Raw genomic sequence first — 19,035 nt, 5'->3', positions numbered from 1 at the left:
ACTAACATTTGTTAGGTGTAAATTTAAAAAGATTTTGGAATGTGACAAAATATTTATGACTTTTGTCATATTTTGAATGATTCTAAATAATTTGAATCAGGCACGACAGAAGAATTTCCGGGGATTTTGACTATTATTGCAGCAATATTTTATTGAACAGTATAGTTAATATTTAAAAATCCTTTAGCAACTATTTTAAATTTTCAATTATACGATAAAGGCTTAATATCTCAACAAACACGTTTGTACATCAGGCAAGTCTACTTATGATGCCCCAACAATCCGTAAAGAATTTTATCCCTTATTTCATCGGTAATTTCAGTAGTTGATTCAATATTCCTTTTAAACCAGAAGTAGGAATTGTTTAAGGTATGGAGGATAAATCTTGTGGTAAAAGCGGATGATCTGAGTTCCCAGTTTTCAGCCGTGTATATTTCGGAAATTAAGTTTTCCACTTCCTGTTGGTAATTTTTTCTCAATTCAACAAATTCAGGAAGTTTTTCTTCCAGATGCTTCCATTCGTTAGAATAAATATGAGTCACATCACGATTTTTCAGGACAACAGACAAATGTTTTTCTATAAACAGATTCAGCTTATCTTTAGGACTGGCCTCTGTATTTTTAACTTCCTGAAGTTCAGCAAAGAATTCATGAGCAATTCCAAAACAGATCCATTCCAGGATTTCTTCTTTTGAACGGATATGTGCATACAGAGATGCCGCTTTAATATTGAGTTTTGTTGCCAAATCCCTTACAGAACTGCCCATATACCCTTTCTCCTTGAAAAGTTCTACGGCAACGTCCAGTATTTTCTTTTGTTTTTCTTTTAACTCCATCTGATCTTCGCAAAAGTAATTATTTTGATTGTAATATTTTGATTTTGAGAAAATGATTTTCACCATTCGCCAGAATGGACCTAATCCTTGTATATATCACCAGGCTTTAGCTGAGATTTATTTCTGATTTCCACTACTCCGTCAAAACCTTTAGAATTTGCTATTCCTGTAGTAATGAATTATAGCTTAATCCGGGCAATCTGAAGTTAAACATTCTTCAAGGATTTCGATTTCTAAACATGACTGTTTTTCCACAATTCCTTATTCATATGAAGCGAATCGGAAATTTTGTCTTCATCAACATTCTTAAAAATACAAATTTCGGAAATTTTGTCTAATATTTTTAAAAATTCATCAATTGAACAGTTTTTGCGATATAGCGGTTAGAATTAAATGATTAAATAAGATCAAAGACATCAGAAATTAGAAAATCGGATTTAAAAATTAACATTTATTAGACTCTTATGGTCTGAAATCTGATGTCTGAAATCTAAAATTGAAAACCAAAACTTAAAGAATCAAAATATACAAGATATGAACTTAAACCAATATACCGTAAAATCACAGGAAGCCATCCAGGCTGCACAACAGGTGGCCATGGAATTTGGTAATCAGCAGATCGAACCTCAACATCTCCTTGAAGGAATTTTCCAGGTAGATGAAAACATATCGCCATTCTTACTGAAAAAATCTGAAGCAGATGCCCAGTTGGTAAGAAGCGCAACCGTGAGAATCTTGAAAAACTCCCGAAAGTACAGGGCGGAAATATTTACCTTTCGCAATCAGCGAATAAAGTATTGCTTGATGCGCCCAACATTGCTAAAAAAATGGGTGACGAATTCGTAACCATCGAACATTTATGGCTATCACTTTTGGAAACAGGCTCAGAAGTTTCAAAAATGCTCAAGGATATGGGCGTTACGAAAAGCCTTCTGGAAGGTGGAATTAAAGAATTAAGGAAAGGGAGTAAGGCGACTTCTGCAAGTTCAGAAGAAACCTATCAATCTTTAAATAAATATGCGAAGAACTTTAACGAACTCGCTGCTGAGGGAAAACTGGATCCGGTCATCGGCCGTGATGAAGAAATAAGAAGGGTTTTACAGATTCTTTCAAGAAGGACAAAAAACAACCCTATCCTGATCGGTGAACCGGGTGTTGGTAAGACTGCGATTGCAGAAGGAATTGCGCACCGTATTATTTCCGGAGATATTCCTGAAAATCTTATGGATAAGACTTTATATTCATTAGATATGGGGGCATTAATCGCAGGTGCCAAATATAAGGGTGAATTTGAAGAGCGTTTAAAATCTGTAGTTAATGAAGTTATAAAATCTGACGGGCAAATCATCCTTTTTATTGATGAAATTCATACACTGGTAGGCGCAGGAGGCGGCGAAGGTGCGATGGACGCTGCAAACATTCTGAAACCTGCTCTGGCAAGAGGAGAATTAAGGGCGATCGGTGCCACGACATTGAATGAATATCAAAAATATTTTGAAAAAGATAAAGCCCTGGAGCGCCGTTTCCAGAAAGTAATGGTGGAAGAACCGGATACAGAATCTGCTATTTCTATTCTCCGTGGTATTAAAGACAAGTATGAAGCACACCACAAGGTAAGAATCAAAGATGAGGCAATAATTGCAGCAGTAGAGATGTCTCAGCGATATATTTCTGACCGGTTTTTACCGGATAAAGCGATCGACCTTATTGATGAAGCTTCGGCCAAACTGAGAATGGAAATCAATTCGAAACCTGAAGAGCTGGATGTTCTCGACCGAAAACTGATGCAGATGGAAATCGAATTGGCTGCGATCTCAAGAGAAGGCAATCAGACGAAAATTGACCATTTAAAAGAAGATATTTCTAAAATTTCTGAGGAAAGAAATGAAATCAATGCTAAATGGCTTAAGGAAAAACAGAAATCTGAGGATTTAACCTCAATTAAAAAAGATATTGAATCTCTGAAACTGGAAGCAGAAAGAGCGTCAAGGGCAGGAGATTATGCCAAAGTAGCAGAAATTCAGTACGGAAAAATCAAAGAGAAGGAAGATGCTTTGCAGAAACTGGAACTTGAGATGCAGAATCATCAGAATGAACTGATCAAAGAAGAAGTGACGGCAGATAATATCTCTGAGGTAATTGCAAAATGGACAGGGATTCCTGTAACAAAATTATTACAGTCCGAAAGAGAAAAATTATTAAACCTGGAAGCCGAACTTCATCACAGAGTGGTTGGTCAGGATGAAGCCATTACTGCCGTTGCAGATGCGATCAGAAGAAACAGAGCGGGATTAAGCGATGATAAAAAACCGATCGGGTCCTTCCTCTTCTTAGGAACTACCGGTGTCGGAAAAACGGAGCTGGCCAAAGCACTGGCTGAGTTTTTATTCGATGATGAAAACAACATGACGAGGATTGATATGAGTGAGTACCAGGAGAGACACAGTGTATCAAGGCTGGTGGGTGCGCCTCCGGGATATGTGGGATATGATGAAGGCGGACAACTGACTGAAGCCGTAAGAAGAAGACCTTATTCCGTAGTCCTTTTAGATGAAATTGAAAAGGCACATCCGGATGTTTTCAACACATTGCTGCAGGTTTTGGATGATGGCCGTCTTACCGATAATAAAGGAAGGGTGGTGAATTTTAAGAACTCGATTATCATTATGACTTCGAATTTAGGTTCACATCTTATTCAGGAGAATTTTGAAAATATCACTGATGAAAACCAGGATACGATCGTCGGTAAAACGAAAGATGAGGTCTTCGATCTGTTGAAACAGACTTTGCGTCCTGAGTTTTTGAACAGAATTGATGAGGTGGTACTGTTCCAGCCTTTAAGAAAAAAGGAGATCGGAAAAATTGTAACCTATCAGCTGAGAGGATTCAATGATATGCTGGCCAAACGAAATATCATCATGACTGCTACCCAGGATGCTGTGGATTATCTGATGAATAAAGGATATGATCCCGTGTTTGGTGCAAGGCCGCTGAAGAGAGTCATTCAACAGGAAGTTCTTAATAAATTATCCCGTGAGATTCTGGCCGGAACCGTGAATGACGGTGACAGAATCACGCTGGATTATTTTGAGGAAACAGGTCTGGTTTTCAGACCTACAGAAAAATAAATAGTTTTTTTCATATATATTAATTTTTGTAATACGTGCTGTAGATCATGTCTGCGGCACGTATTTTTTACTTGTTCGCTTTTTCCGGTACACTATAAAACGTAAAAAACAATCCGTAAAATCACGGAGAATTAACAGGAAAAAAACGTAGTATTTAACCTGAAATTTTTCCGAAATTTGCGGGACTAACTAACATTTCACTATAAAACTAACATTACATTATGAACACAACCCCTACCCCAGATCCTGAAACTTTTTCACAACCATCAGCTCCTAACACCATGAGCTATGAATTCATTCAGATGCTGGTAGACAATTACAGAAATAATCATCTTGTGGCGATTAAAGATAAACTAAACCTTGATGATTCCCATTCCATACATTTCGGTCTGGATACTTTAAAAAAATTCATCAGCGATATTGAAACTGAAGCTCAAAAAAACAATCCTGACATTACGGAAGAAGATTTGGGAATTCGTTTTTATTATGCAGCCTATCCCACCACAGCTAACTGGAGTACGATGGCGAATACCCCAGTCGGTACAAATTATGCGGAGAGACACACCCTGGTCATGATCCCTACTCTGAAAAAACCAGATGAGAACGGCGATCTTTTAAATTATGATTTCAATCCGTTGGAAAGCAGCGAAGGAGAATTTCTGGCCTTGCCAACCCAGAACCAAGGTCTTTCCGGAGAGATCATGAGTCAGAATCATGGTGCCCTTAACCCGCCTAACCAGATTAAAGTTGAATTATTTTAATTCTTCATCTACTATTTAGATTTTGACCAGAAAACCCCATGACTGAACTAGAGAGAATTTTACAGGAATCTATGATCTGGATCGAAGGCCTGGCGGCTGTCGTTTCTCTGCTCTGTTACAACCGAATCAAAAATCAGTACTGGAGATATTTTTCTTACTATTTGGTACTGATGTTTCTGTGTGAGCTTTTCGGAAAATGGGGCGATAATATAGTCGATTACAATAAACCCGCTTTTTATAATTATTTTGTTATTCCGATTGAATTTATTTTTTTCTATTGGCTCTATGCTGCAAAATCTTTTGGAAAACCGAAGTTGTTTTGTATGATATCCGCCTTATACCTGCTGTCATTTATCCCGAATGAAATTCTTATGACCAAGAAAATAATTTTTTCGTTCAATTATACCTTCGGATGTCTGATCCTGATGGGGCTGGTAGTGATGGAGTATTATAAACAGATTAATTCATCAAATATTCTTAATTTCAATAAGAATCCGATGTTTTACATTAATCTGGGAGTTACCTTATTTTATATTGGTACTTTACCGTTCTGGGCATTTTTTGCTTATATCAGAGTGTACAGGGAGATTTACCACATTTACTTTTCATACTTTTTAGGATCAGGAATCGTAATGTATTTATTATTCTCAATTTCATTCATATGGGGAAGACGGAACTCTTAATAACACTTATTTTATTTAACATATTTTTCGTATTGTTTGTAGCTGCGGTAATTGTTTATATACGAAAATACAAACAGCGTAAAAAAGAATATCTCAATGAAATTGAAATGAAAAATGAGATTCATCAGAAAGAGCTTCTGGCTACACAGCTGGAAATTCAGCAGGCGACTATGCAGCAGATCGGGCGCGAACTTCATGATAATATCGGCCAGAAATTAACTCTTGTAAGCCTGTATACCCAACAGCTTTTATATGAAAATAAGGTTCCGGAAGTAAGTGAGAGAATAGACCAGGTATCCCAGATTATCAATCAGTCTCTTCAGGATTTAAGAAGTCTTTCTAAAACCCTTACCGATGATAATATAAATCAAAAGGAAATCGTAACTTTAATTCAGGAAGAAGTAGACAATACCAATGCTTTTAAAAAATGTGCTGTAGATTTCAAGCATAATTTTAAACGGCTGGATCTGAGCTTTGTTCATAAAAACGTATTGCTCAGAATCACTCAGGAATTTATTCAGAACAGTATAAAACATGCCCATTGCAGGAATATTTTTATCAGTCTGAATACTTCTGATGAGTATCTCTGGGAACTGAGTTTAAAGGATGACGGTATCGGTTTCGATAAATCGAATATAAGTTCCAATGGTATCGGCCTGACCAATATGAAAAACCGCGCAGCAATCATCGGTGCAGAATTCAGCCTTGAAAGCACGGAAAACTGTGGAACCAAGCTCAATATTATTTTAAAGAAACAGCCATGAAAAAGACCATTGTCATTGTAGACGATCACGTACTTATCGCAAAAGCTCTGGAAGGGATTATTGATAATTTTAAGGAATTCGAAGTGATCTATGTTGCCGAAAACGGAAAAGACCTTATTCAGCAGTTTGAGAACAACAGCAGGATTCCGGACATCATCCTTTTAGATATCAGTATGCCCATTATGGATGGTTTTGAGACGGTACTCTGGTTAAAGGAAAATCACCCGGATATCAAAGTAATGGCTCTCAGCATGCAGGGTGACGATAAAAGCGTTATTAAAATGATTAAAAACGGAGCGAAAGGATATCTCCTGAAAAATACGCATCCGAAAGATCTCGAAACGGCATTAACAAAATTAAATAATGACGGATTTTTTTATCCCGAATGGGCTTCAAAGATTATTTTCACCAATATGAATAACCATGAGCAAGCCGTTAATATAAGGATTTCGGACCGTGAGAAAGAATTTCTACAATATACGGTCACAGAGCTCAGTTATAAAGAAATCGCTGAAAAAATGTGCTGCAGCCCAAGGACGGTCGAAAGTTACAGAGACCAGCTTTGCGATAAGTTAGATCTTAAAACACGGGTCGGTCTGGCTGTTTTTGCCATTAAAAACGGTTTCGCAGAATCATAATACAAAACACATTCACTCATATTATCTCAAAAAAACCTTTCTCCAGTACGGAGAAAGGTTTTGCTTTAACCTGTAATTCTTAGAGGCAAACTACAAATTTTTCAAATTATCCTGCGGTGTATAATCCATAAATAGATCACCGTCCAGCCGGACAGATTTTACTTTTTTCTTGATAGGTATTGTCAGCATGGTTTGCTTCTGATCCTTTTCCCATAGTGCAGGTGAGAAATGAAGTTTTTCGATACTGCCGTCTTCGTAATTCAGAACAGCATCAAAAGGAATGGCAAAACCTCCGACATTATCTATATTTACTGTCAGGAGATCATTTATCTGAGAAACATTAGTTATTTTAAGATCAATATAATAATTGGTATAGAACCAGTTATTAAAGAACCAGTTTAAGTTTTTTCCTGAGCCTGTATTCATAGAGTTAAAATAATCCCATGGAACAGGATGTTTTCCGTTCCAGTTGTTCATATAATGATGAAGGGCTTTTTTAAACAATTCATCACCCAGGTAGTCTTTCAGTGCCAAATACGATAGGGAAGCTTTTACATAAGAGTTATTCCCGTATCCGGCTCCGCTTACCTGTGTACTCATGGAAATAACAGGCTGATCCTGTTCTGCAGAAGGATCACTGATCCATCTTTTGACTCTGAAATTTTTATAAAATTCTTTGGCAGCGGCCTCTCCGTTTTCATCAATCCCGATCAGGTATTCCAGGGTAGTTGCCCAGCCTTCATCCATAAATGCATAACGTGTTTCATTTATTCCCATATAAAAAGGGAAATAGGTGTGGGCGATCTCGTGATCTGCCGTGAGCCTTGCATCCTGAAAATTATCCGGAATACTGGAATCATTAATCATCATTGGATATTCCATGTCGGCATATCCCTGGATAGCCGTCATCACATTGTACGGATACTCCACTCCGGGCCAGTTTTTTGAGAACCAGTCCAGGTTATACCGCATCCACTCTACGTAGCGTTCAAAATCTTTAGCTCCTGCTTTATAACCTGCCTGTACACTGGCTCGCTTCGTTTTAAGCTGCACACTGGATGCATCCCAGACATAATGATTGCTCAGCGCAAAACAGAAATCTGTAATGTGGCTGGCTTTGAATTTCCAGGTATTCCATTTATTCTGTTTGGTCACCTTTCCGGATTTCATTTCATGTTCGGTAGCGATGTGCATCACTTTGTCACTTTTCAATGATGCTTTATACCGTTTTAAATATTCCGGCTGAAGTACGGCATCAGGATTCAGGAAATCCCCGGTGGCCCAGACCACATAATTTTTCGGAGCAGTAATGGCAAAGCTGTAGTCATTGAAATCATTATAAAACTCCTGTCGGTCCGAGTGCTGAATCATATCCCAACCGTTATAATCATCATATACGGAAATTCTAGGGAAAGAATAGGCCACATAAAAAGTTTCCGGGTCTATCTGTCCTTCTCTTCCACTCTGTACAGAAAGCGGATATTCCCATTCTATTTTAATTTCAGCTTTTGTTTTTGATTTTAAAACGGAAGTGAGCTTTACTTTTTCAACGGTGCTCCAGTCTTCGCTGTTGATATTGTATTTTTCACCATTGACGCTGAACGACTTGATATTGAGTCCGGATGACAGAAAATCTTTAGATACAAACCCTGATCTCGGAGACTGTGGCTTATGAAGATTATTGACAAACCGGATGGCCAGTTCATCAAGATCATCGGGGCTGTTATTGGTATACACTATTGTTTCTTTTCCGGAAACCGTTTTGGAAGTAGCATCTACTTTCACCTCAACATTATAGATCCCCTTATTCTGCCAGTAGTTTTTCCCGGGAGCGCCTGAGAGGTCGCGGGTCCCGTTTTCATAAGCTTTTTTAATATTCCTCGGCATATATAATTCCTGCGCGGAAAACTGCCATAATGAGACCATCATTACGATTCCGGAAAGAAGTTTTTTCATAGCTCCTGCTCTTTTAATAAATTTATATCAAAAGTAGGAAAAATGTCACAGAGAACAGCTAATTCTTTCCGGTAATCACTTATAAAACGAGTTTTATATTATTTTATAATCTTTCCTGCTCGTCTGTTTTCTTAATCGTTCTGGCATTCTTTACGGATTGATTTCCGAAGTTGAATTTTAATGTCAGTATAAAGCCCTGTGTATCCCGATAATCCAGAAAATAATTATCCTGATTGGCATATCGGGTACTTATTTTTTCCTGTGTGGATCTGAATATATCATTAAAAATTAAACTCGCCTCCAGCTTTTTGCTGAAAAACTTTCTGTTCATCACGAAATAAGCTGACCACGAATCCGATATTCTGAAGGTTCCCTGTATTCCCGGGGAATTATATTTGTGGCCCACTTCCATTTTCCAGTCTGAATTTTTATCTAAAGTGAAACTCGTGGATAGATTGGAAACCCAGTTCCAGACCTTATTTTTATAAACGATATCATCCACTCCTTTGAAATAATTTTCATTATGTTCAAGATTTTCAGACATCACCACACTCCACCATGGCTTAACCTGGAAGTTTTTGTAAAGACTAAAACCGAAGGCCTGCCCTTTCTCAATATTGGTAAAATAATAAATCAGATGACTGGTACTGTGTTCCTGATACGATATTTCCATAGACGGATTTATTTCTTTCCGGTAATACAGATCCAGATTCCATTCTTTCCAGGAGTAGGTAAGATTCAGATTATGGGTAATCGTAGCTTTTAATTTTGGATCTCCCTGGTAGTAGGAGAAAAGATTAAAATACGACTTGGCAGGATTCAGCCATGAATAAAAAGGTCTGGTGATACGTTTTCCGTAAGAAAAGCCAAACTCATGTTTACTTTCTGTGGTATATTGGGCATAAAAAGTAGGAAACATATTCCAGTAATTATTTTTATTTACCTCATAAGGCTCAGAAACAATACCTTCAAGATCGGTCATCTCGGCACGCAAGCCTCCTTTAAAATCCCATTTTCCTACTTTATATCCGAGAGAGGTATATAAAGAAAAATTATGCTCATTATAATCAAAGAGGCTGCTTTTTTCAGGTTGGTACAGCATTTCACCGTTTTCGTTATCTGAAAAATACAGTTGGCTGTATGTTTTTACAAAACTGTATTTGGTTCCGGCTTCCAGTTCCAGTTTATCATTTTTCCATTGATAATCGAATTGGGTAGAATACAACTTAACATCACTTTTATTGTCTGTGAAAAAATTGTCTTCTGTGGGCAACTGACCGGCAAAATTAAGATGGGTGAGAACATTCTGATATTTCTGAGCATTGTTTCCTGTAAAATAACTGATCCAGGCCATATTGCTTTTTTTATTCAGTTTACGGTCTATCTGGAAACTCACAGAATTATTAATCGACCTCGACTGGTGATCATTAACCGTAAGATAATAAGATTCGATCTGATTCTGGGTATTATAAATGAGAGTCGGCACATGATACGTACCAAAAGATTTAGGCGTAAAATATCCTGAATAATTGAGACTGGCATTGGTAAGACTGTCTATTTCATATTCAATATTGAAATTAACGGTATTCTGACTGTTATTTTTGTCTTTCCTGTTCATGGTACTGATCCATGTAGTTCCATTTTCAGGGTAATTTACATAGTCTGTCCCTTCCCGGTAGTAGGTTCCGGCTCCTCTGTAGAAACTTCCCATCACAGAAAGCTTTTTCTTTCTATAATATTGGGAGATTCCCACATTTCCCTTTGCATACTGAGTTTGTGTATATTTAGACGATAAAGTTCCCCGGTACCCTTCTATTGTATTTTTTTTCAGAACAATATTCAGGACAGCACTGCCGGAAGCCTCATATTTGGCAGGCGGATTCGTAATAACTTCTACCGACTTCACCTCATCGCCCTGTGTATTTTCCAACAGATTCCTAAGCTCATCACCGTTTAACATTATTTTTTTATCATTAATAGTAACCATAATTCCCGTGCTTCCTTTTATTGCCAATACCTCATTATTTGATGTCACACCAGGCGTCTGCTTCAGAATCTCCCAGGCATTCTGTGACGAAATATTAGAATTTTCGACATTGAATTCCAGACGGTCTACTTTTCTTTTTACCAAAGGCTTTTTCTTTGTCAGTGAGATCCCGTCTATATTTTGCTGATTTCTTTTGAGTATTATTTTTAAGATCTCCGTCCGGCTATCGCGATTGATTATGGTTTCAAAAGGATCATATTCATTTTCATGAATCACCAGTTTTACAGGATCATCATTAATTTCAGCTAAGGTAAAATGCCCTTCAGGATCTGTTAAAAATGTTTTAATCAGAACATTTTGAGAATTGTAAATATGAATCGTCACCGAATCGAGGTTGTGATTTTCTGTATCCCAAACGGTCCCCTCCAGGTTTTTTTGTTGGGAAAACATAAAAAACGGAAAACAGAGAAAAAAGAGAAATTTATACATACTATTTTGAAGAACAGTTTCATTATTCTTCACTGGCAAAATTGCAGATTGGCGGAAAGAATTACGGTTAACGGAAGGTTAATGCAAGGTTAATGTCTATTAGGGAAAGACTAAAATTTTATCTTTGCTCCGGATGATATTAAAAAGTAAATACCTGATCTCGCTCTTTGCGGCTCTGTTCCTGCTCCTTCTTGGGATTCAGGTTTATTTTATGTACAAAACCTATCAGGTGAAAGAACGTGAAATCTACAGGACCGTACACGAAGGGCTTACTCACTACACCGACAAATTAGAAGATGCGGGCGGACTGAAAAAAGCGGATAAGGATGACATTATTCAGAAGCTTTTCATCGATTACCATCATAAAAAAATCAGTAGGAAAGACTTTTTGGGATATTTCGAAAAAAACAGAAAAGAAAATCAGAGCAGACTCAGTAAATATATTGATCAGAAATTTGAGAAGGAAGGCTATCTCATTGCTGCCAAAATTCAGTATATATCGATCATCTATATCCCCGACAGCACAAAATTAATCGATCATCCTATTGTTTTATATGACACCGAGAACAGACTGGAAAAGGTGGGAATCTCAAATTCAGGAAGATGGGAAACCTCATCATCAGCTACGAATGATGAAAACAAAAAATTAGAAAAGAACGATTCTTTTCTGGTAAAAAGCAAAACCGAATTTCAGATTTTAAATATTAAAAGTATCGTTTTCAAAGAACTTACATTGCTGATTCTATGCTGTACCTCCTTACTGTTAAGTGTTTTACTGATCTATCTTTTTACCGTCAGAAATTTAATTAAACAACAGAAACAGGTAGATATGCTCCACACTGTGGTGGATAATATTTCCCATGAATTCAAAACGCCGATCGCCACCTTAAAAATTGCATCCAAAACGTTAAAAAAGGAATTCAATCCGGAAACGCTTCCTCTCATTGACAGACAAATACAGCGTCTGGAAAATTTAATGCTTCAGCTGCATACAGATGAACCGGAGACAGAAGTGATCAAAATAAAGCCTGCAGACTGGGACTTTTTTGTCCATGATCTGGCTTTCACCTATCCGGATATAAAATTTAACCTGAAAAACACTGTTTGTGAGGAGTTTCATCTGGATAAGAATCTGATGGAGACGGTTATTAAAAACCTTTGCGAAAACAGTGTGAAGTACGGAGCTTCTGATATTAAAATTGACATCAGTTCTTCTAAGGATACTCTTGAGATCGGGGTGTCGGATAATGGAGACGGAATCGAAAAGAGTGAACTGAACAATATCTTTGAAAAATTCTACCGAATACAGTCCAACAATATTCATAACACCAAAGGATTAGGATTGGGGCTCTATTTCGTTAAGAAAATCATTACAAAATATAACGGGAAAGTAGACGTTTCCAGCACCGTGAATTCCGGTACCGTATTTAAAATATCCATTCCCTATGAACACTAAAATTCTCCTTGCTGAAGATGACCCGGATTTCGGAATGATTCTGAAACAATACCTGGAACTGGAAGATTTTGACGTAATCTGGTTTCAGAATCCTGAAGAAATAATTCCCGTTCTATCATCGGAATTTCATTTTCATTTGGGTATTTTAGATATTATGATGCCCAATATCGACGGCTTTTCTTTAGCCAAAATGATTTTAAAGGAAAAACCCAATTTTCCCCTATTATTTCTGACGGCTAAAAATCAAAAGATTGACCGGCTGACCGGTTTGAAAATCGGGGCCGATGATTATATCGCAAAGCCCTGTGATCCCGAAGAGCTGGTCCTGAGAATTAAAAATATCCTGAAAAGAACGGCTCCCACCGCTACTGAAACCTCTATCAGAATAGGACAATATGTTCTTGATACGGAAAAACTGCTTCTCTCTCATCCGGCAGGCAACATCCGGCTGACCATTCGCGAGCAGGAACTGCTGCTTTATTTCCTTGCCCATAATCAGAAGACCTTAAAAAGAGATGATATTCTTGATCGTCTGTGGGAAACGAATGATTATTTTACAGGAAGAAGTCTTGATGTTTTTATCAGCAGGCTGCGAAAGTACTTTCAGCACGATCCGGAAATAAAGATCCTTTCTCTGCGCGGAATCGGCTTTGAAATCAATTTCCCAAAGGAATAAATTCTTTGTCGATCAAAAAAATAAGCTCTATCCGGATGAATAAAGCTTATGATTTATAAATTGTTATCTATTTAAAACTGTAAATCTACCAATACCGGAAAATGATCTGACGGATACAGTAAATTGTTTCTTCTGTCGTTAACATGTCTGTGTGACTTTATTCTGAATCCTTTTACGAAAATATAGTCAATCCTGTCTTTTGGAACTTCATTGACATTAAATCCTGTAAAGGTTCCTACCGGACCATAATGCAGTTTTTCCGAATTGTAAAAAGAATCTTCGAGATTCTGTGATAAAATCTTAACAGGCTCCGAATCTTCAGTTAAATTGAAATCTCCAGTCAGCGTCAGTGGTAAATTATCCGGATTAAGCTCTTTAATTTTCTTTAAAATCAATTCTGAAGATTTCACCCTGGCTACATTTCCGATATGGTCGAAATGAAGATTCATAGCCATCCATTCTTTTTTCGATTTTTTGTCTCTGAAAACAGCATAGGTACAGATTCTGTTCAAAGCAGCATCCCATCCTTTTGAAGGTTTGTCAGGGGTCTCGGACAGCCAGAAAGTTCCGGATTTTACAACCTGAAGTCTGCTCGTATCATAAAAAATAGCCGAAAATTCGCCCTTCATTTTTCCATCCTCTCTTCCAACGCCTACGTAATCATAACTTTTCAGTCCTGTTTTGATATCTTGCATCTGCTCAGGAAGCGCTTCCTGAACGCCAAAATAATCGGGATGATAATAGCTCAGTAAGTCCATGACATCCTGTTTTCTCTCCGGCCATGCATTTTCCTTATCGGATTCCACATTCAGTCTTATATTAAAACTCATTACTTTCAGGTCTTGCGAAAAGCTTAACCCGAAAAACATCAGGAATACCATAAAAAATCTCCAGTTCATAATCATATATTTTAATTAATAAAGAACAAAAATAAGACTTCTTCCGAAGAGAGAAGTCTTATGTGTAATTATTATGTTCGTTTTTCAATACACCAGACAGCAAACCTGATAATGGAAAAATGCAGCTAATGATCAACATGACTTAATTAATGTATAGTCAGTTGAAATAAAAGCTTATTAAAACTCAGGCTTTGTGGTTCTCATCTTTAAGCTGAAAACGTATTTCTTTATCAGTTTGATTTTTTTGCTTTAATCATGGCTTCCAGCGCATCCCACATCTCCTGCGGAATATCTTCCAGCATATTAAACTCACCGGCGCCCTGAAGCCACTCGCCACCGTCGATGGTTACCACTTCACCATTCACAAAAGATGAAAAATCGGAAACTAAATAAGCGGCAAGATTGGCCAGTTCCTGATGCTCACCTACTCTTTTTAGCGGATTTTTCTTTGCCAGATCGAACTGATCTTTCATATCTCCCGGAAGTAACCTGTCCCAAGCTCCTTTTGTTGGAAATGGTCCCGGCGCGATGGCATTAAATCTGATGTTATATTTCCCCCACTCCACAGCAAGAGACCGTGTCATCGCCAGTACGCCGGCTTTTGCACAGGCCGAAGGAACTACATAAGCAGAACCTGTCCAGGCATAGGTGGTTACAATATTTAAGACTGTGCCCGGAGATTTCGAATCGATCCAGTGCTTTCCTACAGAAAGCGTACAGTTTTTTGTTCCTTTCAGTACAATATCTAAAATAGAATCAAAAGCGGAATGGGTTAACCTTTCCGTTGGAGAAATGAAATTTCCTGCAGCATTATTCAGTAAGATATCGATTCTCCCGAATTCTTTTAAGGCAGTTTCTTTCATGGCTTCCACTTCATCCCAGTTTCTTACATCGCAAGCCACGCAAAGAACCTTTCCTCCGGTTTCTTCCTCCAGCTCTTTTGCAGTACCCTGTAATTTCTCCAGATTTCTGGATGTAATGACGACTTTTGCGCCCAATTGAAGAAAATATCTGGTCATGGCTTTTCCAAGGCCGCTTCCGCCACCGGTAACGATCGCCACTTTATCTTTAAGCGCATCTTCACGCAACATCGGCTGTGTATATGGATTCATAATTTTATTGTTTCAGTAAATTTAAGATTTTAAGTTGTTCGACACGTCATAAATGATATGCTCAAAATAATAAGGTTTTAACGGTTCAGGATTTCGGCGGCTTTGCCGCCGAAATCCTGAACCTCCGAAATAAACTAAAAAGACATTTTAAAATTAATTAAATTTAAGCTCCGAAAAAAATATATTCACTCATGAAAAGACCAGAAACTACTGTTTTTCTTTTTATTTTATTTTTTAGTTTATATGGTAAAGCTCAAAAATTAGAAAATTTACACCCCTACGTCAATCCGTTAATCGGAAGTGAAAAAATGGGACACACTTATCCCGGAGCCACGGCACCATTTGGAGCTGTCCAGCTAAGCCCGGAAACCGATACCATTTCTTACGAAATGAACGGTAAATACAACGGTGATGTCTATAAATACTGTGCAGGATACCGATATGAAGACAAAACAATTGTAGGATTCAGTGCTACCCATTTCAGCGGAACGGGGCATTCTGACCTGGGAGATTTTTTAGTCATGCCCACCGTGGGAAAATTACAGCTGAATCCCGGAACGGCAGCTCATCCTGAAAACGGATACAGAAGCAGATTTTCCCATCAGAATGAACAGGCAGAAGCAGGCTACTACAAAGTTAAACTGGAAGATGATAATATTTTGGCTGAATTAACGGCCACTACCAGAGTCGGAGTTCACCGGTATACTTTTCCGAAATCTGACCAGGCACACCTGATTTTAGATATGATGGCCGGAATTTACAATTATGACGGCAAGAATGTATGGACTTATATTCGCGTAGAAAATGGAAACACCATTACCGGTTATCGACAGACCAACGGCTGGGCGAGAACAAGAACCGTATATTTTGCGATGAAGTTTTCAAAACCGTTTAAGTCGTACGGACAGAAAAATTATGACGGGAAACAGGTGTATAACGGATTCTGGAGGAAATTTGACCAGACCAAAAACTTTCCGGAAATCGCAGGAAAAAACCTGAAGATGTATTTTGATTTTGATACCGATGAAAACGAGGCGATTGAAGTTAAGCTGGCCATTTCTCCCGTAAGTCAGGCCAATGCACTCGAAAATTTAGAAAAAGAAACCGGAAGCCTCTCTTTTGACCAGGTGAAAGCACAAACACAGGAAAGCTGGAATAAAGAACTAAACAAGATTGTTATAAAAGGTTCTGACACTGAAAAAATGAACTTTTACACCGCAATGTATCATACTTTTATCAATCCCACAACATATACAGATTTCAATGGAGAGTATAAAGGTTTAGATCAAAATATTCATAAAGCGGACGGCTTCATCAACTATACCACCTTCTCGATTTGGGATACCTATCGGGCACTTCATCCTTTCTTCAATATCATTCAGCCCAAGAGGAATGATGATATGGTAAAATCCATGATGGCCCATTATGACCAGTTTTCGATGAAAATGCTTCCGATATGGTCGCATTATGCCAATGATAACTGGTGCATGAGCGGATATCACAGCGTGAGTGTAGTGGCAGACGCCATTATTAAAGGAAACTACACCGGGGACGCACAAGCAGCACTAAAAGCTTGTGTAGAAACGGCCAATAAGAGAGATTACGAGGGAATCGGACAGTATATAGATCTTGGCTATATTCCTGCGGAAAAAAACGGGACTTCCGTTTCCAATACTTTGGAGTATGCCTACGACGACTGGGCTATTGCTCAGTTGGCAAAACATCTTGGAGAAACAGAAATTTATAACCAATTTATAAAACGCTCCGAAAACTGGAAAAATAATTTCGATAAAACAGTCGGGTTTATGCGGCCACGTTTGGCGGATGGAACTTTTAAAAAAGATTTTAATGCTCTGAGTACACACGGACAGGGTTTCATTGAAGGAAATTCCTGGAACTACAGTTTCTTCGTTCCTCAAAACCCGGATCAATTGATTCAGGCCATGGGAGGAAAGAAAAAGTTTGCCTCAAAGCTGGATGAATTGTTTACGATGCATTTACCGGACGAGTTTTTTGCAGATACTGAAGACATTACCAGAGAAGGAATCATCGGAGGGTATGTTCACGGCAACGAACCGGCCCACCATGTTGCTTATTTTTATAACTGGGCGGGACAGCCCTGGAAAACACAGGCGCAAATAAGACGCATCTTAGAAATGCAGTACAAAGCGACTCCTGACGGATTGGGCGGAAATGACGATGCAGGACAGATGAGTGCCTGGTATATTTTAAGCTCACTTGGGTTTTATCCTGTGGCTCCGGGTTCGGAAAATTATGCGATCGGAAGTCCGGCGGTTGATCACGCTGTTTTAAACTTAGAAAACGGAAAAACATTCGAAATAGAGGCAGTCAATCAGAGTCCTAAAAATGTATATGTTGAAAAAATCCTTCTGAATGGAAAAGAAATAAAAAACTATACCCTGAAACATTCTGATATTATGAATGGTGGAAAACTGAGTTTTCATATGCGTTCAAAAGCCCGGAAATAATTCTTATCAAGTTTTTAACTCTGGCAAGAGTACAATAAAAAAACAATCCGTAATTTGAATACGACAATCATGGTTTTGCATACATAAGATTCTTAATTTCTGCTGAATTTTGTATCAATAAAAATCAACAATATGAAATTGAATCAGATACAACTGGGAAGCCAGGGTCTAATCGTTCCGAACATCGGTTTGGGGTGTATGGGAATGACAGGTTTCGGAGATGCAGATATGTACGGTAAAACCGATGAAAAAGAAGCGATTGCAACCATTCACCGTTCGCTGGAACTCGGTGGTAATTTTTTAGATACAGCTGATTTATACGGCCCTTTCAAAAACGAACAGTTAATCGCAAAAGCTATTGAAGGAAATCGCAATGCCTATATTATCGCGACAAAATTCGGGTGGGAAATTGATGACAATGACCAGGTGACGTGGAAAATCAACGGAAAAAAAGAGTACATAAAAAAATCAGTTGAACGTTCCCTGAAAAACCTGAAAACAGACTATATCGACCTTTATTATATGCACCGTCTTGATAAAAATACTCCAATTGAAGAAACTGTCGGAGCGATGAGCGAATTGGTAAAAGAAGGGAAAATAGGATATATCGGGTTGTCGGAAGTATCTTCTGAAACGGTAAAAAGAGCGCATGCCGTTCATCCGTTTTCGGCAGTACAAAGTGAATATTCTTTGTTTGAAAGAACGGTAGAAGAAAAAGGAGTGATAAAAACACTGAAAGAACTGGGTATTGGTTTTGTGGCTTATTCTCCGCTGGGAAGAGGGTTTTTATCCGGAAATATCAAGACGATTGATGATTTGCCTGAAAATGATTTCAGAAGAGGAATTCCTCGTTTTCAGGGGGAACAATTTCATAAAAATATCGAATTGGTGAAAGCGATTGAAAGTCTTGCAAAAGAAAAAAATATCACTTCCTCACAACTGGCACTGGCATGGATCATCAGTAAAGGAATTCTTCCTATTCCCGGAACCAAACGCAGAAAATATCTTGAACAGAATATTGAAGCATCAACGATTGAATGGTCAGAAGCTGAACTTCAGAAGCTGGAAAGTATCGTACCGTTGGGAACAGATACAGGTAAACCTTATGATGAATTCAGTATGGGATTGCTGGACTATTAATGTACCTTTACTTATTAATCA

13 protein-coding genes and 1 pseudogene are annotated in these 19,035 nt (G+C 38.1%); 9 read left to right on the top strand and 5 right to left on the bottom strand.

Annotated features, from left to right (window positions below):
* Positions 1-260: 260 nt before the first annotated feature.
* The gene (locus tag ODZ84_RS16900; protein WP_266173570.1) at positions 261-902 is read right to left on the bottom strand and encodes a TetR/AcrR family transcriptional regulator; all 642 of its coding nucleotides are present in this window, start codon (positions 900-902) and stop codon (positions 261-263) included.
* A gap of 468 nt (positions 903-1,370) precedes the next feature.
* Here ODZ84_RS16900 and clpB point away from each other — a divergent pair.
* From clpB to ODZ84_RS16870, 5 genes and pseudogenes are all read left to right on the top strand, one after another.
* Positions 1,371-3,964: pseudogene (gene clpB / locus ODZ84_RS16890) on the top strand (ATP-dependent chaperone ClpB).
* 221 nt (positions 3,965-4,185) lie between these two features.
* Complete coding sequence (locus tag ODZ84_RS16885; RefSeq protein WP_266173568.1) at positions 4,186-4,725, top strand: hypothetical protein; 540 nt, start codon at positions 4,186-4,188, stop codon at positions 4,723-4,725.
* Positions 4,726-4,763: 38 nt separating this feature from the next.
* Complete coding sequence (locus tag ODZ84_RS16880; protein ID WP_266173567.1) at positions 4,764-5,408, top strand: hypothetical protein; 645 nt, start codon at positions 4,764-4,766, stop codon at positions 5,406-5,408.
* Positions 5,387-6,172 (top strand): sensor histidine kinase, encoded by a 786-nt coding sequence (locus tag ODZ84_RS16875; RefSeq protein WP_266173566.1) that lies wholly within the window; start codon positions 5,387-5,389, stop codon positions 6,170-6,172. The genes ODZ84_RS16880 and ODZ84_RS16875 overlap by 22 nt, the downstream gene beginning before the upstream one ends.
* Positions 6,169-6,810, top strand: a complete 642-nt coding sequence (locus ODZ84_RS16870) for a response regulator transcription factor (RefSeq protein WP_266173565.1) — start codon at positions 6,169-6,171, stop codon at positions 6,808-6,810. Before ODZ84_RS16875 ends, ODZ84_RS16870 begins: the two co-directional genes overlap by 4 nt.
* Positions 6,811-6,900: 90 nt before the next feature.
* On the opposite strand, the gene ODZ84_RS16865 is transcribed toward ODZ84_RS16870, so the two are convergent.
* Together ODZ84_RS16865 and ODZ84_RS16860 are read right to left on the bottom strand one after the other, a co-directional pair.
* A complete protein-coding gene (locus ODZ84_RS16865) occupies positions 6,901-8,766 on the bottom strand; it encodes a M1 family metallopeptidase (protein WP_266173564.1) in 1,866 nt (621 codons plus the stop codon).
* 103 nt (positions 8,767-8,869) lie between these two features.
* Positions 8,870-11,242 (bottom strand): outer membrane beta-barrel family protein, encoded by a 2,373-nt coding sequence (locus tag ODZ84_RS16860; protein WP_266173563.1) that lies wholly within the window; start codon positions 11,240-11,242, stop codon positions 8,870-8,872.
* Positions 11,243-11,375: 133 nt separating this feature from the next.
* Here ODZ84_RS16860 and ODZ84_RS16855 point away from each other — a divergent pair, with 133 nt between their 5' ends.
* A complete protein-coding gene (locus tag ODZ84_RS16855; protein WP_266173562.1) occupies positions 11,376-12,698 on the top strand; it encodes a sensor histidine kinase in 1,323 nt (440 codons plus the stop codon).
* Positions 12,688-13,374 (top strand): response regulator transcription factor, encoded by a 687-nt coding sequence (locus ODZ84_RS16850; RefSeq protein WP_266173561.1) that lies wholly within the window; start codon positions 12,688-12,690, stop codon positions 13,372-13,374. The genes ODZ84_RS16855 and ODZ84_RS16850 overlap by 11 nt, the downstream gene beginning before the upstream one ends.
* A gap of 71 nt (positions 13,375-13,445) precedes the next feature.
* Here the strand turns inward: ODZ84_RS16850 and ODZ84_RS16845 are convergent, their stop codons facing one another.
* Together ODZ84_RS16845 and ODZ84_RS16840 are read right to left on the bottom strand one after the other, a co-directional pair.
* Positions 13,446-14,273 (bottom strand): endonuclease/exonuclease/phosphatase family protein, encoded by an 828-nt coding sequence (locus ODZ84_RS16845; RefSeq protein WP_266173560.1) that lies wholly within the window; start codon positions 14,271-14,273, stop codon positions 13,446-13,448.
* 230 nt (positions 14,274-14,503) lie between these two features.
* A complete protein-coding gene (locus ODZ84_RS16840) occupies positions 14,504-15,385 on the bottom strand; it encodes an SDR family oxidoreductase (RefSeq protein WP_266173559.1) in 882 nt (293 codons plus the stop codon).
* Between the two features lie 191 nt (positions 15,386-15,576).
* Here ODZ84_RS16840 and ODZ84_RS16835 point away from each other — a divergent pair, with 191 nt between their 5' ends.
* Both ODZ84_RS16835 and ODZ84_RS16830 read left to right on the top strand, forming a co-directional pair.
* Positions 15,577-17,874, top strand: a complete 2,298-nt coding sequence (locus ODZ84_RS16835) for a GH92 family glycosyl hydrolase (RefSeq protein WP_266173558.1) — start codon at positions 15,577-15,579, stop codon at positions 17,872-17,874.
* Between the two features lie 132 nt (positions 17,875-18,006).
* Entirely contained in the window at positions 18,007-19,014 is a 1,008-nt protein-coding gene (locus ODZ84_RS16830; protein WP_266173557.1) for an aldo/keto reductase, read from the top strand.
* Positions 19,015-19,035: the final 21 nt, after the last annotated feature.

It is taken from the genome of Chryseobacterium fluminis (genome assembly GCF_026314945.1).
Classification (GTDB): Bacteria; Bacteroidota; Bacteroidia; order Flavobacteriales; family Weeksellaceae; genus Chryseobacterium; species Chryseobacterium fluminis.
The sequence above is the reverse complement of the archived record's forward strand: the minus strand, read 5'-3'. Positions and strand labels throughout refer to the sequence as shown.